This window comes from bacterium, from assembly GCA_035505375.1.
In the GTDB taxonomy this organism is placed as follows: Bacteria; Hydrothermota; Tepidihabitantia; order Tepidihabitantales; family Tepidihabitantaceae; genus UBA2258.
This window is the reverse complement of sequence record DATJQV010000014.1, coordinates 44,908-58,982: the sequence shown is the minus strand read 5'-3', so window position 1 is coordinate 58,982 and position 14,075 is coordinate 44,908. Positions and strand designations below refer to the sequence as shown.

8 protein-coding genes are annotated in these 14,075 nt (G+C 61.5%); all 8 read right to left on the bottom strand.

Going from position 1 to position 14,075, the window contains the following annotated elements:
• Positions 1 to 11: 11 nt before the first annotated feature.
• The 8 genes from VMH22_02290 to VMH22_02255 all read right to left on the bottom strand — a co-directional run bounded on the left by VMH22_02290 (position 12) and on the right by VMH22_02255 (position 14,022).
• The gene (locus VMH22_02290) at positions 12 to 758 is read right to left on the bottom strand and encodes a hypothetical protein (protein HTW90520.1); all 747 of its coding nucleotides are present in this window, start codon (positions 756 to 758) and stop codon (positions 12 to 14) included.
• Between the two features lie 9 nt (positions 759 to 767).
• Entirely contained in the window at positions 768 to 3,173 is a 2,406-nt protein-coding gene (locus tag VMH22_02285; protein HTW90519.1) for a hypothetical protein, read from the bottom strand.
• 310 nt (positions 3,174 to 3,483) lie between these two features.
• Positions 3,484 to 4,665 (bottom strand): hypothetical protein, encoded by a 1,182-nt coding sequence (locus VMH22_02280; GenBank protein HTW90518.1) that lies wholly within the window; start codon positions 4,663 to 4,665, stop codon positions 3,484 to 3,486.
• Between the two features lie 30 nt (positions 4,666 to 4,695).
• Entirely contained in the window at positions 4,696 to 7,050 is a 2,355-nt protein-coding gene (locus VMH22_02275; GenBank protein HTW90517.1) for a YncE family protein, read from the bottom strand.
• Positions 7,051 to 7,455: 405 nt separating this feature from the next.
• Complete coding sequence (locus tag VMH22_02270) at positions 7,456 to 8,784, bottom strand: saccharopine dehydrogenase C-terminal domain-containing protein (protein HTW90516.1); 1,329 nt, start codon at positions 8,782 to 8,784, stop codon at positions 7,456 to 7,458.
• A gap of 144 nt (positions 8,785 to 8,928) precedes the next feature.
• Entirely contained in the window at positions 8,929 to 10,242 is a 1,314-nt protein-coding gene (locus VMH22_02265; protein HTW90515.1) for a bifunctional lysine ketoglutarate reductase /saccharopine dehydrogenase family protein, read from the bottom strand.
• Between the two features lie 159 nt (positions 10,243 to 10,401).
• Complete coding sequence (locus VMH22_02260) at positions 10,402 to 12,282, bottom strand: metallophosphoesterase (GenBank protein ID HTW90514.1); 1,881 nt, start codon at positions 12,280 to 12,282, stop codon at positions 10,402 to 10,404.
• Positions 12,283 to 12,291: 9 nt separating this feature from the next.
• Positions 12,292 to 14,022, bottom strand: coding sequence for a hypothetical protein (locus VMH22_02255; GenBank protein ID HTW90513.1), 1,731 nt, complete (start codon positions 14,020 to 14,022; stop codon positions 12,292 to 12,294).
• Positions 14,023 to 14,075: the final 53 nt, after the last annotated feature.

Below are 14,075 nucleotides of genomic sequence, written 5' to 3'. Positions count from 1 at the left end.
TGCACGGAAGCCTACGGGAAGTCGTCTCCGGACTCAGCACCGTCGACGCGATCCAACGCCGGATGACAGCTTACGTCCGTCTGCATGCACCTTTCACCTGCAATAGCCCCGATTTTCAACAGCATTGATGCCACGCTCCCATCCTGCTTGATGTACAGGACCGCAGGGTAGCCTCCTCCCAGGAAGTCCAAAAGCGCACAGGGTTCGTCCCTGTCGGTACGAACTAGACCGCGTAGATCAATATAAGCTCTGGGTATCGGGATTGTTTCGCAGATCCATCCTGAATCCGAGCGAACTGCATAGCCCATCACGCCCGCGGTACCGTACTCCTTGATGTACGCCACGGTTGGACGACCAGCAGAATCCCATGATAGGTAGGCGCTGTAGGCACATGTCGTAATCGGCACGGAGTCCCTGGTCCACTCCGAGTCGTGCTTTTCAAGCAAGCCCACGCTCCCATCCACGAAGTTCAGAACCAGGCCTAGCTCATTGTGACGGCCAACGTCCATGATCCAGCGGTCCCCTTCTAATGACGGGAATGTGCCCACTGTCTCCTGGTGCCACTGGCTGTCCTTGTATGCATGGCATACTACTTGGTCAGAATCGGAATAGCACAGATGAATGACTCCGCTCGGCGCTATGCCGAGTTGCAGTCTCGACCAAGTCCCTGAGGTATCGACTACTTCAATCTGCCACTGATTCGCCGAGGCAATAGATACCAGCGCCAGCACCGCTACTGCCGAGCACAACATCTTCACGATTCCTCCTTACCGCTGCACGACGACCTTGGTAACATTGGGTTGCCTGGGGCCGGGGTACTTCCGCATCGGACATATGAAATAGACGCCGGGAGGCAGGAAACCGACGTCATTCGTACCGGGACGAAGACCGATGACTTTCTGACCGGACGTGTTGATGAGCGAGGCTGCGTCTGTGCCCGCCAGTCGCAAAGCTCCTCTGAACAGTGAGGGACCAAGTCTGCGAGAAGGCCTGTTTGCAGCCTGGTCTTCCAGGCTCAACGTGGAGTCACGAATGACGGAGATCGTGGCTGAACTGCAGTTGGCCACGTACATGCGGCCTTGCAGCGGGTTCCACGCCAGCGCTACAGGGATGTGCCCCACGGCAAGCACCTTAACGATGCTGTCAGACGCGCCGTCGACCACCATTACGGAATCACCGCCCGCGCAATAGACGCGGTCGCTGAGGTCAGCGCGCCACACCGCAGAGAAGTCAATCGCCGGTCTGAGCGTCCGCAAGATTGTGTCTACCCGCGCGTCTATCACAGCCACTCCGCCCCCGGCGTTGGCGACGTAGATCTTGTCGTCCGTCGCGTTGTAGCAGAGTGCATGCGGTCTCGTGCCGACAGTGAGAGTCTTGACAACCTTGAGGGAATCGCAAGATATCACGGCGGCAGTGCCGTCCATTTTCACGCAGTAGAGTTTGGCCGACGACATACCCAGGCACAAGGCTCCCGGCAGGTTGCCCGCGGGAACGGTCGCCGCCACGCTGTCGGTCCGAGTGTCGATAACGCTGATGCAGGCATCGCCGATGTTGGCGCAGTACATCCTGTGTCGGGCGGCATCAGGGCACAGAGCGACCGGGTAGCGCCCGACCGGAATGGTGGCCAGCGAACTCCTTAGTGCGGAGTCGGCGACCGTCACGCTCTGGCCGGAGTAGTTCGCCACGTAAACCTTGCCGGTAGCCGAATCGCACGCGACCGCAACCGGATGGAGTCCTGTTCCGAGCAAGGCCGTCAGGTTGTCTCCAGCGCCGGAAATAGCGAAGACACTGTCACCCGTGTAGTCCACGCAGTACGTCCGGTTCGCGACCGGTGAATAGCAGAGAGCTCTCGCGTCTCGCCCCACCGGCAAGGAGGCCCTCAGCACGTTCGTCGCGCCGTCTACGATGGTCACGGTCCCGCTGCCATCGCTGGCGCAGTAGACCTTGTTGTTGGTAGCGTTGTAACAGAGGGCCTGGGGGTTGCAGCCCGGCGCCACGGTAGCGACGACCCCGTTGGTCGCGCCGGCTGTCACGGTCACGGTGCTGCTGCCATAGTTCGCGCAGTATGCCTTGTTGTCGTGTGGGTTGTAACAGAGGGCATAAGGACAGCCACCGACCGTGTCGGTAGCGATAACCACGTTGGTTGCGCCGTCAATCACCGTCACGGTGCTGCTACCATAGTTCGCGCAGTATACCCTGTTGTTCTGCGGGTTGTAGCAGAGGGCACCAGGTTTGCTGCCGGCGGTCACGGTGGCGACGACTGTGTCGGCTGCGCCATCGATCACAGTCACGTTCCAGCTAGCATAGTTCGCGCAGCAGACCCTGTTGCTCTGCGAGTCGTAACAGAGGGCACAAGGATAGCTGCCTGTGACCACGGTCGCGATGATGTGGTTGGTTGCACCGTCAATCACTGTCACTGTAGAGTCCCAGGATCCGCTCCGGCCCCCGTTCGCGCAGTATACCTTGTTGTTCTGCGGGTTGTAGCACAGAGCACAAGGGAAACTACCTACTGTCACGGTGGCGATGACGGTATCGGCTGCGCCGTCGATCACAGTCACCGTCCAGCTCCCATAGTTCACGCAGTAGACCTTGTCTTTGGTCATGTTGTAGCAGAGAGCCAGCGGCTGGCCACCTGCGGCCACGGTGGCGAGCACGCTGTCGGTCGCGCCGTCAATCACGGTCACGTTGTTGGTCGCGTAGTTCGCGCAGCAAACCTCATCATTGGTCGGGTTGCAGCAGAGGGCCTGAGGGCCGCGGCCTGCGGCCACGGTCGTAAGGACGCTGTCAGTCGCGCCGTCAATCACGGTCACGTTGTTGCTTGAGGAATTCGCGCAGTAGACTTTGTTGTTGACCTGGTCGTAGCAGAGAGCCATCCCATCGGAATCGGCCGGGATTCGTGCAATTCTCTGGTTCGTGGTCCCATCAATTGCGACCACGCACTTACCGCACACGCCACCGACGTAGATTGTGTTGTTGGCAGAGTCATAGACAAGGCACTGCGGGCTGGTCAGTCCGCCGAACGAGTCGGGCAGATAGATGGTCTTCTCCAACGACTGTGAGTGAGCTGCCGACAGGCAGCAGCACAAAGCCAACAGCACGGCCACGGGTCGCACGGCCCGGATGTGTGAGGAAATGGTTCGAGCCAAAGAACGTCGAACAGAGTCAGGTGACATCTTACACCTCCAAAAGGAAGTGACCCAAGCAGACTGGCGCCTGCAGGACATGTGGGCGGGTTCCCTTTGCCCCGCCGCACTCGGCGTCGTTGTTGTGAGCATAGCCCTGCGACAAGCAGGAGTCAATCTCGCGCGTTGGCCGCTGCCGGGCAGAGCGGCACGCGACATGACGGGAATCCGCCGGGGATCTCGGATCGTTGCCCGAGACGAGACCTATTGGGTCAGGACGACCTTGCTGACGCTGGACGCTTGATGCCTCACGCTCGACGCCTGACGCACGAAGTAGACCCCGGGTGCCAGCGCCCGCACATCATTCGCACCTGGCTCCAAAGTCCATCACCTTCCTGCCGCCGATGTCGATCAGGCAGCTCGTGGCCTGTGGCTTGTGGCTTGTAGCTTCCGGCAGGAAAAGCACGCCCCGAACGATGGTGGAGACTCGCAATCCGTTGCGAGTGGTCTGCGGTTGGTCGGCAACGCCGGACGGCAACATACTCGCGACGCAGATTCCTGCTCCTGGCTCGTAGAAGGCGATAACTGGCAACTCATCCAGAAAGTCAATACCCCCAAGGAGACTGATGTTGCCGTTCAGGACCGTGTCCTTGGTCCAGCCACTACCGGTGTAGCACGCATGCTTCAGGGGACCGCTGGTATTCTGGTCCAAGTAGGTCACGTGCCGCTCGCCTGTGGCGCTAATTGCCAGTGCAGCAACCTGCACCTGCGTGCTGTCTTCGATAGAACTCTTGACATTGACAGTCGCGTACCTGAACCCGACTCCGCCGCTACCGTAATAATCAGTCCAGTTGTCGCAGACAGCGGCCATGCCGCCAGGGTCACGGGCCGTCGCCCTCGGCTGCACCGATCCGCGCCACGTCGGCGCGTCCACGGTCTGCTCAAGCCAAGACGTGTCTTGCCTGGTATACTGCAGTACTACGTTGCCTTGGCTGTAATTATACCATACCATGACGCAGGGATCGTCCTGGGCATCATGGACAAGACCTCGAACGTACACAGATCCGGTGGGATCTATCGTTATGGTGTCGCAAACCCACCCTGAGTCCGAGCGACCTGCAAACCCCACCACGCCCTTGCTCTTGACGTAAGCCACGGCAGGGTTACCGGCAGAATCCCACGACAGGAGGGCATCCCAGCTAGCAGCGGTTATTGGTACGGAGTCCATCACCCACCCAGCGTCTTGCCTGACGAGGAGACCTACGCTCCCATTCCTGAAGTCCAAAGCGAGACCAAGCTCATTGTGGCTGCCTAAGTCCATGTCCCAACCGGCAAGCGATGGAAACGTATCCACAACTTCATGATGCCACAGGCTATCCTTGTATGCGTGATGAAGGACGAGGTTGCCGTCGCAGTAGAGCAAGTGGACAACCCCGTCCGGCGCTGTCTTGAGTTGCAGTTTCGCCCATGACCCGCACGTGTCCACTACCTCAATCTGCCACTGATTCGCCGACGCCGGAAATACTAGTGCTAGCACCATCATTGCAGCGCACAACGTCTTCGTGATTCCTCCTTACCGCTGCACCACGACCTTTGTGGGATTAGGTTGGCCGGAGCCGGCATGCTTCCGCATCGGACACACGAAATAGACGCCGGCAGGCAGGAACCCGACGTCATTCGTGCCGGGACGAAGACACAGGACTTTCTGACCGGACGCGTTGATGAGCAAGGCTGCGTCAGTGCCCGCCATCCGCAAAGTCCCTCTGACCAGTGTCGGACCGAGTCTGCGGGAAGGCGTGTTTGCGGCCTGTTCTTCCAGGCTCAACGACGAGTCACGAATGACGGAGATGGTGGCTGAACTGCAGTTGGCCACGTACATGCGGCCTTGCAGCGGGTTCCACGCCAGCGACACCGGGAAGTGCCCCACGGCAAGTACCTTGACTATGCTGTCAGATGCGCCGTCGACCACCATGACGGAATCACCGCCAGCGCAATAGACACGGTCCTTGCGGTCAGCGCACCACACTGCGGAGAAGCCAGTCGCCGGTCGTAGCGTCCGTACGAGTGTGTCGGCCCGAGCGTCCATCACAGTTACTCCACCCCCGCCGTTGGCGACGTATATCTCGTCGTTTGCCGGGTTGTAGCAGAGTGCACGCGGGCTCGTACCGACAGCCAGCGTCGCGATGACTCTGAGTGAATCGCAGGGCATGACTGAGACAGTGCCGTCCATCTTCGCGCTGTAGAGCTTGGCGGCCGACATACCCAGACACAAGACGCTTGGCAGGTTGCCCGCAGGAACGGTCGCCATCACGGTGTCAGTCCGAGTGTCGATGACGCTGATGCAGGCATCCCCGATGTTGGCGCAGTACATCCTGTGTCGGGTTGCATCGGGACACAGAGCGACTGGGTAGCGCCCGACCGGGATGGTGGACAGCGAACTTCCTAACGCGGAGTCGGCGACCGTCACGCTCTGGCCGGCGTAGTTCGCCGCGTAGATCTTGCCGGTAGCAGAATCGCACGCGAGCGCGACCGGGTGGTGTCCTGTCCCGAGCGAGGCAGTCAGGTTGTCTCCAGCCCCAGAAATAGCAAAGACACTGTCACCCGTGTAGTCCGCGCAGTACGTCCGGTTCGCGACCGGGGAATAGCAGAGAGCTCTTGCGTCTCGCCCCACCAGCAAGGAGGCCCTCAGCACGTTCGTCGCGCCGTCTAAGATGGTCACGGTCCCGGTGCCATCGCTGGCGCAGTAGACCTTATTGTTGGTAGCGTTGTAACAGAAGGCCTGAGGGTTGCAGCCCGGCGCCACGGTCGCGATGACGCCGTTGGTCGCGCCGTCGATCACAGTCACTTCACCGCTCCCATAGTTCGCGCAGTAGACCTTATTGTCGTGCGGGTTGTAGCAGAGGGCACAAGGTTCGCTACCTGCAACCACGGTGGCGATAACGCTGTCGGTCACGCCGTCAATCACGGTCACGTTGCCGCTGCCATAGTTCGCGCAGTAAATCCTGTTGTTCTGCGGGTTGTAGCAGAGAGCGTGGGGACTGCTACCAGCCGTGTCGGTGGCGATTACGCTGTCGGTCGCGCCGTCAATCACGGCTACGTTGCCGCTGCCATAGTTCGTGCAGTATACCTTGTTGTTCTGGAGATTGTGGCAGAGGGCACAAGGATACAAGCCTGCAGTCACGGTAGCGATGATCCCGTTGGTCGCGCCGTCTACAACAGTCACTGTGCTGTCCCCCCCGTTCGCGCAGTAAACCTTGTTGTTGGTCGGGCTGTAGCAGAGGGCACCCGGTTTGCTGCCAACGGTCACGGTGGCGAGGACGCCGTTCGTCGCGCCGTCAATCACGGTCACGTTCCAGCTCCCATAGTTCACACAGTAGACCTTGTTGTTGGTTGCGTTGTAGCAGAGAGCCCGAGGAGAGCTAGCTGCGATCACAGTCGCGATGACGCCGTTCGTCGCGCCGTCAATCACGGTCACGTTGCTGCTGCCAGCGTTCGCGCAGTAGATCTTGTTGTTCTGCGAGTTGTAGCAGTCGGCCCAAGGCGCGACACCTGCGATCACGGTCGTGATGGCAGTGTCGGCTGCGCCGTCGATCACGGTCACGGTCGAGTCCCAGGTCCGGTATGATCCCGCGTTCGCGCAGTAAACCTTGTTGTTGGTCGAGTTGTAGCAGAGAGCCATCCCATCGGAATCGGCTGGGATTCGTGCAATCCTCTGGTTCGTGGTCCCATCAATCGCGAGCACGCATTTACCGCACACGACGCCGACGTAGACGGTGTTGTTGGCAGAGTCATAGACAAGGCACTGCGGGTGTAACAGCCCGCCGAACGAGTCGGGTAGATAGATGGTCTTCTCCAGCCATTGGGCTCGGACAACGGACGTGCCGAACCCCAGCACGAGCACGCAGAGGACAAGTCTTAGCCTCACCATATTGACACCTGACCTTTGTCCACTCGATTCTAGAACTGCAATAGCCGATTGTCAAGGGCCAGGCCGCGCACCGGAGCCGACTTTGAGAGAACCACCGAGGACATGGCGCGCGTCGGACGCGCGAGTCAAAAGCCAAAGGGCAAGAGCCAAGAGTCAAGACGCCCCAAACACAGCGACCAAGAAAGACCGGGTAGCAGCAGTACAGAGACGAACTGGGCCGTCGGAGTTGCGGAATCGACCTTGTTGCACCATTGTGGAACAGAGAAACGATGAGCTAGTGAAGACCCGGTTCTCGGGCCGCAATCTCAGAGTCTCCGTGAGCTCTGTGGTTCAATGCCGGATTCGTGGCCCCGGTCAACGACAAGGGCGGCCGGGAGGCCGCCCTTGAATCAGCAGGAATCCAGGTCAGGAGACCGGGGCTTTCCGCTCCTTGCACTCGATGCCGAGCCGCGCCAGCTCGGAGAGAACCGGTCCGTAGATTTCGGGCAGCACCGGTATCTGGACGCCGGTGAGCTTCAGCTCGCCGTGCAGGATCATGCGGACACCGATTGCGGCAGGCAGGCTCACGGTCCGCGCCATGGAAGAATCGCCGTTCGGCTCGCCGAAGGCGATGAGCGTCGAGTAAATTCTCTCGGCTTGAGGCATTTCCGCGATGAACTCGTGGTGCAGGACGATCATGTCGCGCTCTGCCGGCTTGTAGGCCATCCGGTCGAGCATCTGCTTGGCGAGGATGTCGAGGTTCGAGCCCGCATCGAGGCCGATGGGCTTCTCGTCGAACAGGCCGAGCCAGGCGAACCGTTCGAGTATCGGGTGGTCCGGCTTCAGACCCAGCTTTGCGGCGACGTCCGCGCGTAAGCCGCTCGCGCCTGCCCTCGCCGGAACGTACCCGCGCAGCCAGGCCGCCGGGGTCAGGCCGGCGATGCCGGTCTTCACGCTGTCGTCCTTGAGTACGCCGAGGTCGGCAATCGCCTTGAGCGTTTCGCACCAGCCCGGGTTGCGCAGAGTCCCGCGCAGCATCGTCCGCACGCCCGCGAGCCCGTAGGTCTCGATGTAGGGCAGTGAGTTGCGGTTCGCATACGCCTCGAACTCGTAGCCTTCGGCTACCTTGAGCGGCCAGCGGTTGCCGAACAGCTCCGGTCCGGGGATGAACACTTCCTTGCCGTCCTTCAGGTAGCGCGCGTCGTTCCTGCCGGCCATCACCACGCCCTTGGGGCTCCAGGAGAACTTGTACCCGAGCGGGTTGTCGTTGGCTTCAGGCGCGGGCAGCCCGCCGCAGTAGGACATGAAACTCGCGACCTTGCCCCCTGCCTTCTGGACGCCGTGGATTATCTTCATGGCCGACATGTGGTCGATGCCAGGGTCAAGCCCCATTTCGTTCAGGAAGATGACGCCTGCCGCCCTGGCCTGCGCGTCGAGCGCGCGCATCGCGTCGCTCACGTAGGACGTCGTGACCAGCGGCTTCTTGTACTTGAGGCACAATCCGGCCACCTTCACGTGGAAGGTGTAGGGCAACAGGCTTACAGCAAGGTCCGCGCCGGCGACCTGCTTGTCGAGGTCGGCGTCGTTTTCCACGTTCAGCGCCACGGCCTTGCCGCGCGGGTGGCTCCCGACCAGCTCCTGCGCCTTGGATACGGTACGGCTCGCCACAACGACCTCGAAGTCGGGCACGTCCAGCAGGTAGCGGACCATCGGCCGGGACACAAGCCCCGCACCCAGAATCAGAATCTTCTTCATGCTGCTACTCCTTTGGGACCATCCCGTCTCGACGGTCCTTCGTCCTCACCCCTTCCCTTTCCCTCAGGGAGAGGGTAACGGATGAGGGAATTCGACATTCGTGCACTCAGGCTTGATTGGGTATTAGTAATTGACAATTGGGAATCAGCGCAGGTACTTCTCGAGGTAGCGATACTCGGGCGTCAACTTCCCACGGTGGAGAATCAACGCCCGGCGTATCGGACCGGGCAGGTCGAGCTTTTCCAGGGGCAGACCGAAGTCCGTGTGCGCGATTGCCGGCACGAACGGCATGAGCGCGACGCCGAACTCCCGCGACGAGTCGAACGGCAGCTCGCAGGGCAGGTTATCCACGGTCATCAGCAGCATGCCATTGCCATCGACGCCGTCGCGGACCGATCCGGTCTCAGGCTCATAGACGTAGAACGGCTGGCCCGGCTCGGTGGCCTTGCTCGTCGCCTCAATCGAACCATCGATGTCACAGGAGATATCGCCGATTGCCGCGAGCTTCGGACTGCCGGCCGCGAACGTGCGCTTCAGCCAGTCCTTGGTCACCAGCCGCGGATAGCGCGCATCCCAGTAGATGCAGTTGGTCAGAACCGAAAGGTGAGGCAGGTGGTCCTCGAACCGCGAGCGGTACAGCTCCGGTTTCGTGAAGTACTCCTTCAGGTCGAACCGATGCCCGACCTCGGTCGGCTCGACGATGTGCTCCTCGCGGAACATGACGCGGTAGACGACGTGCCGGTCGCCCCTGGCGGCAAGCGCCGGCAGGTCGACCGGCTCGACCTCGGTCGCGCCCAGCGCGTCCAGCATCTCCCATGCTCCCTTGGCGACGTGCCCGTATCCGGTCACTCCGACCACGAACGGCGACAGCTCGGCCGGCAGGCCCTGCTCCACGATGTCGCGGCCGACCTCGGCAAGCGCGGCCCGGGCCAGGTCCACGCGGCCGTACTCGTGCGCGAGGCGCACCTGGCTGAACGGCGTCTGCATCCCCTGCGTCGCGAGCCGCTTGCCCAGCCCGGCCAGCGTGTCGACCAGGCCGGCGATGCCGGCGAACCGGCCGAAGAAGACCAGCCGCCGTCCGGCCTCGTCGGTCATCTTCTCATAGTCAATCAGTGTACAGCCGAGATCCATCATCCGTCTGAGCATGGGCATGTTGTGGTGCTGACCCTTGATGACGTGCGAGAAGAAAATGTAGGTATGGCCGGGTACGAATGTCGTCTCCGGGATTTCCTTGATGCCCAGTACGACCAGGCAGCCGGACAGGTCGTCGCCGACCTCGGCACCGACCTCACGATACTCGGCGTCGCTGAACGTCCTGATACCGGAATTCTGGACAACGAACTTCAGCCCGTGCTCGCCGATGAGCTGCCCAACTTGTTCGGGGATGAGCGGAGAACGGCGCTCCCAGACATTCTTGTCCTCGCGCCGGATGCCGATGGGGGCTGGTTGTTTGTCCATGAGGAAGAGAATTATACGGCTCGACCGTCCCAAGTCAAAATGGCCGCAGTGCCCGGAAACCGGAGTGGAGCCGGTGAGACTCGGAGAGGACCAGCCGCTGGCAGCGCTGACCGTACGGATTCGGGCCGGAGCTTGTGCTTGCGCTTGAGCCTCTGCTGCTCAGCGCTGCACGACAACCTTCTCCGCGCCCGCGGCCCCCACGTCCCTGACAAAATACACTCCCGGGGCGAGGACACGCACGTCATTCGCGCCGTTGTGCAGGTCAAGCACCCTACGCCCCGCCGCGTCCAGCAACTCCGCCCTGTCTACTGCATTCTGTCTACTGTCTACTGCCCCAAGCACCAGCACCCCTCGCACAACCGTCGGCACGCCCGAAGCCTTGTGGAACACATCCCGCGTAGGCTTCGCCTCTGCGCAACCCGGCGGAGTCGTGTCCTTTACCGTGAAGGGCGAAAGTCCTGTAAAGAACCCATTCTCGTCATAGTAGCGGACCGTGTAATCGTCGCCGGGCACGACTCGCGCACCGGTGCTGTCCTTGCCGTTCCATGCGAGGGTATCGGTTTCACGACCCGGGCCCCTCGGCAGCGACTCGACCAGATTGCATATCGGACGGCTTCCCTTCCGGATGCGCGCGGTCAGCAGGCCCGACCGGAGAGTGGTGACTATGACCGGAATCGTATCCTGATGCATGACGTCGACGGTGTCGCCAATCGTGCCGCTATAGTCCACGTCGACCAGCGGCGCTCTGCCGTAGTGGAGCGTGAGTATCTTCACCCAACCGCCGTAGAACTCGGACGCGGGCGGCATGTACCAGTGGCATATCCTGCTGCCATCAACGGGGTTGCGTACCCGGCCGTGGCCGGGCACGTGTGTCGACGGGGCCGAGTCATTGAGATGACCGGCATACCAACCTCCGACGTTGCCGGCGAAGGACTTCAGGAATGACGCGATTGAGTCGACCTTGTCCTGCCGGAAGTTGGCGAGTCCCAGAGGATCAACCGCCACCAGAGGGTGATGCGCAAAGAAGATGACGTTCTCTCTGATGGTATCGCTGACAACCGAGTCGCAATACGCCTTCACATAGTCACGCCACCACTGGTACGAGCCGTTGATGCCCAGGTCCAAATCAGTTGCCGTCAACTGCAACCAGGTGTCACCGGCGAAGTCGGCGGCATCGCACAGCTTCACCGTGACCCCAGGGTTGACGCGCACGGACCTGATTCGATTGTCGAAAGTCCCGAGGCCGGTTGTGTCGGCAGTGATGGGCAGCGAGTCGCCCCGCAAAGAGTCGTCCGCGAACACGACGCACTTGACGGGCAGAGCGCCGCCGCTGACCCTGATTGAAGAAGTCAGGTTGTCGAACGGCAGTTCGTGGAGGTCAGCCGAGGGCAACACACCGTAGTCCAGGCCCGGCCACTTATGCCTGCTGTTGAAGTCGAGGCAGACGAAACGAAAGGGACTCGAGTCCGGCCCGGCCCGGAAAGCGAAGTTCTGCCAGATGTCATAGGCAAAGGTGTCATGGCTGCTTTGAGGCCATTCTATCTCAAAGTTCCAGGGATGCTCCCCGTAGCGCCGGAAATCCCGAATCTGCGAGTACTTCCCGGCCGCCAGCGAGTCGTACACCGGACCGAACGTCCGGTCGAAGTACCTGGTGACAAAGACGCTGTCCGCGTCTCTTGGCGGCACCGGCGGGTCCAACCAATAGGGTACCATGTCATGATTGCCGATCAGCGGCACGTACGGCACGTGAAGGCTGTCCAGAATCTGCTTCGCAACGGGCAACTCGGCCACTGTGTCGGCGGTGCTGGTCACGTCGCCAAGGACCATGACCATATGTATCCGCCCGTATGCGTCCACCAGCTCATTGATTGTATCCCGCGCCGCCCGCAGATTATCGTACTTGTTGCTCGGGTCAGCTATCAGGGCAATCTGGAAAGTGTACGGGCCCGACCCAACCTCATAGTCGTCCTCAACCACAACCGCCGCCGCGACGCCGGCCAGTAGCAGAACCAGACCGACGACGGACAGCGTTACCCTCATCGCTACGTCCTACCTCGTGATAATGACCTTGCGAACGGCTTGGGCTTGAGCTTGCGCTTGGGCTTCTCGCACAAAGTACACACCCGGACTCAACCGGCTCACGTCATTCACGCCCGGATGAAGCTCCATGACCATCCTCCCCGTCGCGTCCAGTAGTTGGCCGCAGCGGCCGCCGTCTGACGGTGCCATACGGTCTCCAGTCTCCTGTCCCCGGTCTCCTGGCCTAAGCACCCCACGCACGACCGTCGGCGCGAAACCGAACCTCGCAGACTCACCTGCAACCGGTTCCTCAACCGCCGGGATTGTCCACGGTGAGTTCCAGCAGAAAGCCTTGATAAGGAAGTGCTCGAACACGCAGCCGGCCTCGTTACCGCCGGGCCCGTGCGGTGAATAGACCAGCCACGGCCTCAGCGACTGGTCCACCTGAGCCTCCCCGTAGTCGATGCGGACCGGGCCTGACCAGTTGCCCGGGTCGCCGGCGTCTGCGGACTGTTGACTGACCCAGCGGTAGCCGAACGTATCGAGACAGAAGTAGCTGACTTTCACTGTCGTACTACCCCACGAGCGGTAGTTCTTCAGGTCGGGCCACAACTCGCTAGTGATGGCCATCGGTCCGGTCGGTGCCGGCGTGCTGAAGGTCTTGCCCCCATCGGTGGAATAGCAGGCCGTGACTTCCGGCAGCGATTCGGTCTGGTGCTGCCATGCCATCCAGAGAACCGCTTCCGAGTCAGGGTTGGTGAATGCCTGAGCAACGACCGCCCCGGCGACAGCAAAGGTATCCGGTTTCAGATCCTTCTCCGTCCAGCCTCCCGAGCCGTAGGAACGGTTGTAGAGCAGGGCCACCTGACCCTTGTACCACGTGTTGTACGTCGAGGCGTAGTAAACCGAGCCGCCGGTGCCCGCGGACAGGCAGGGGTTCGAGCCATCGTCCCAGGTCTGGGTTTGCGCCCACGTACGGCCGTGGTCCGTCGACCGCAGGACTTTCACTGTGCGCGCACCACCGTATGCCGTGTTAGTCGCGCAGGCGTGCAGGTAGTAAGCGCCCGCGTTGTCGCGGCATACCGCGAAGTCGCTGACAGTGGCGGAGTCCGCCTTCACGGGAGACCAACCCGAATAGGTGCCGTCATGCAGGTAGATGACGTCGACCAAGTCTCCGTCCTGGAAGGGCAGCAGCGCGAAGACGTGCACGAAGTTGGAGTCGCCCACGCCCACGACAACCTGCACCCGGCCGAACTGGCAGGCCGGAGTCCAGCCGAAGGCATTGAACAGAGTCCAAGTCTGGCCGGCATCGGTCGACTTGTAGATACGAACCGTGGAGTCGAGCGGAGAGCAAACCGTCCACATCGTGCCGTCATCATCATAGTCGGCGCCGGAACCCATGACCTCGCCGGGATAGATGACGACGTCGGGCACCAGCGGATAGGATTCGAGACGCGACGGAGATAAGGGCACCGGGTGACCCACCGGGCTCTGTGCTGGTGTCCGGTCCAGGTAATATCGCTGGACCTGGTTCTCAAGCGCCCGTGCCGCCACCTCGTCGCCTCGGGCCTGTGCCGCCCGCTGCTCGACGCGCAGGGCCCGCACCTCGGAAAGGGTCTCGACCGGGCTGGCCGGACCAACCATCCTTGCGCCGGGATAGGGCGGGTTTGCGCTTCCCGGCCGGCTGCTCGTGGCCGGCGTAGCAAGTGCCAGTTTGGCGAGCAGGCCGAACAGCACCGGTACAATCACGCGCCTGCACATTGCGACTCCTTGAGCTTATGTGGTTGCGGAATCTTCCCGTGTCCGCACATCTG

Coding starts and splice junctions, on each gene's coding strand:
- VMH22_02285 (HTW90519.1), bottom strand. CDS start 3,173: ATGTCACCTGACTCTGTTCGACGTTCTTTGGCTCGAACCATTTCCTCA.
- VMH22_02280 (HTW90518.1), bottom strand. CDS start 4,665: ATGATGGTGCTAGCACTAGTATTTCCGGCGTCGGCGAATCAGTGGCAG.
- VMH22_02270 (HTW90516.1), bottom strand. CDS start 8,784: ATGAAGAAGATTCTGATTCTGGGTGCGGGGCTTGTGTCCCGGCCGATG.
- VMH22_02275 (HTW90517.1), bottom strand. CDS start 7,050: ATGGTGAGGCTAAGACTTGTCCTCTGCGTGCTCGTGCTGGGGTTCGGC.
- VMH22_02260 (HTW90514.1), bottom strand. CDS start 12,282: ATGAGGGTAACGCTGTCCGTCGTCGGTCTGGTTCTGCTACTGGCCGGC.
- VMH22_02265 (HTW90515.1), bottom strand. CDS start 10,242: ATGGACAAACAACCAGCCCCCATCGGCATCCGGCGCGAGGACAAGAAT.
- VMH22_02255 (HTW90513.1), bottom strand. CDS start 14,022: ATGTGCAGGCGCGTGATTGTACCGGTGCTGTTCGGCCTGCTCGCCAAA.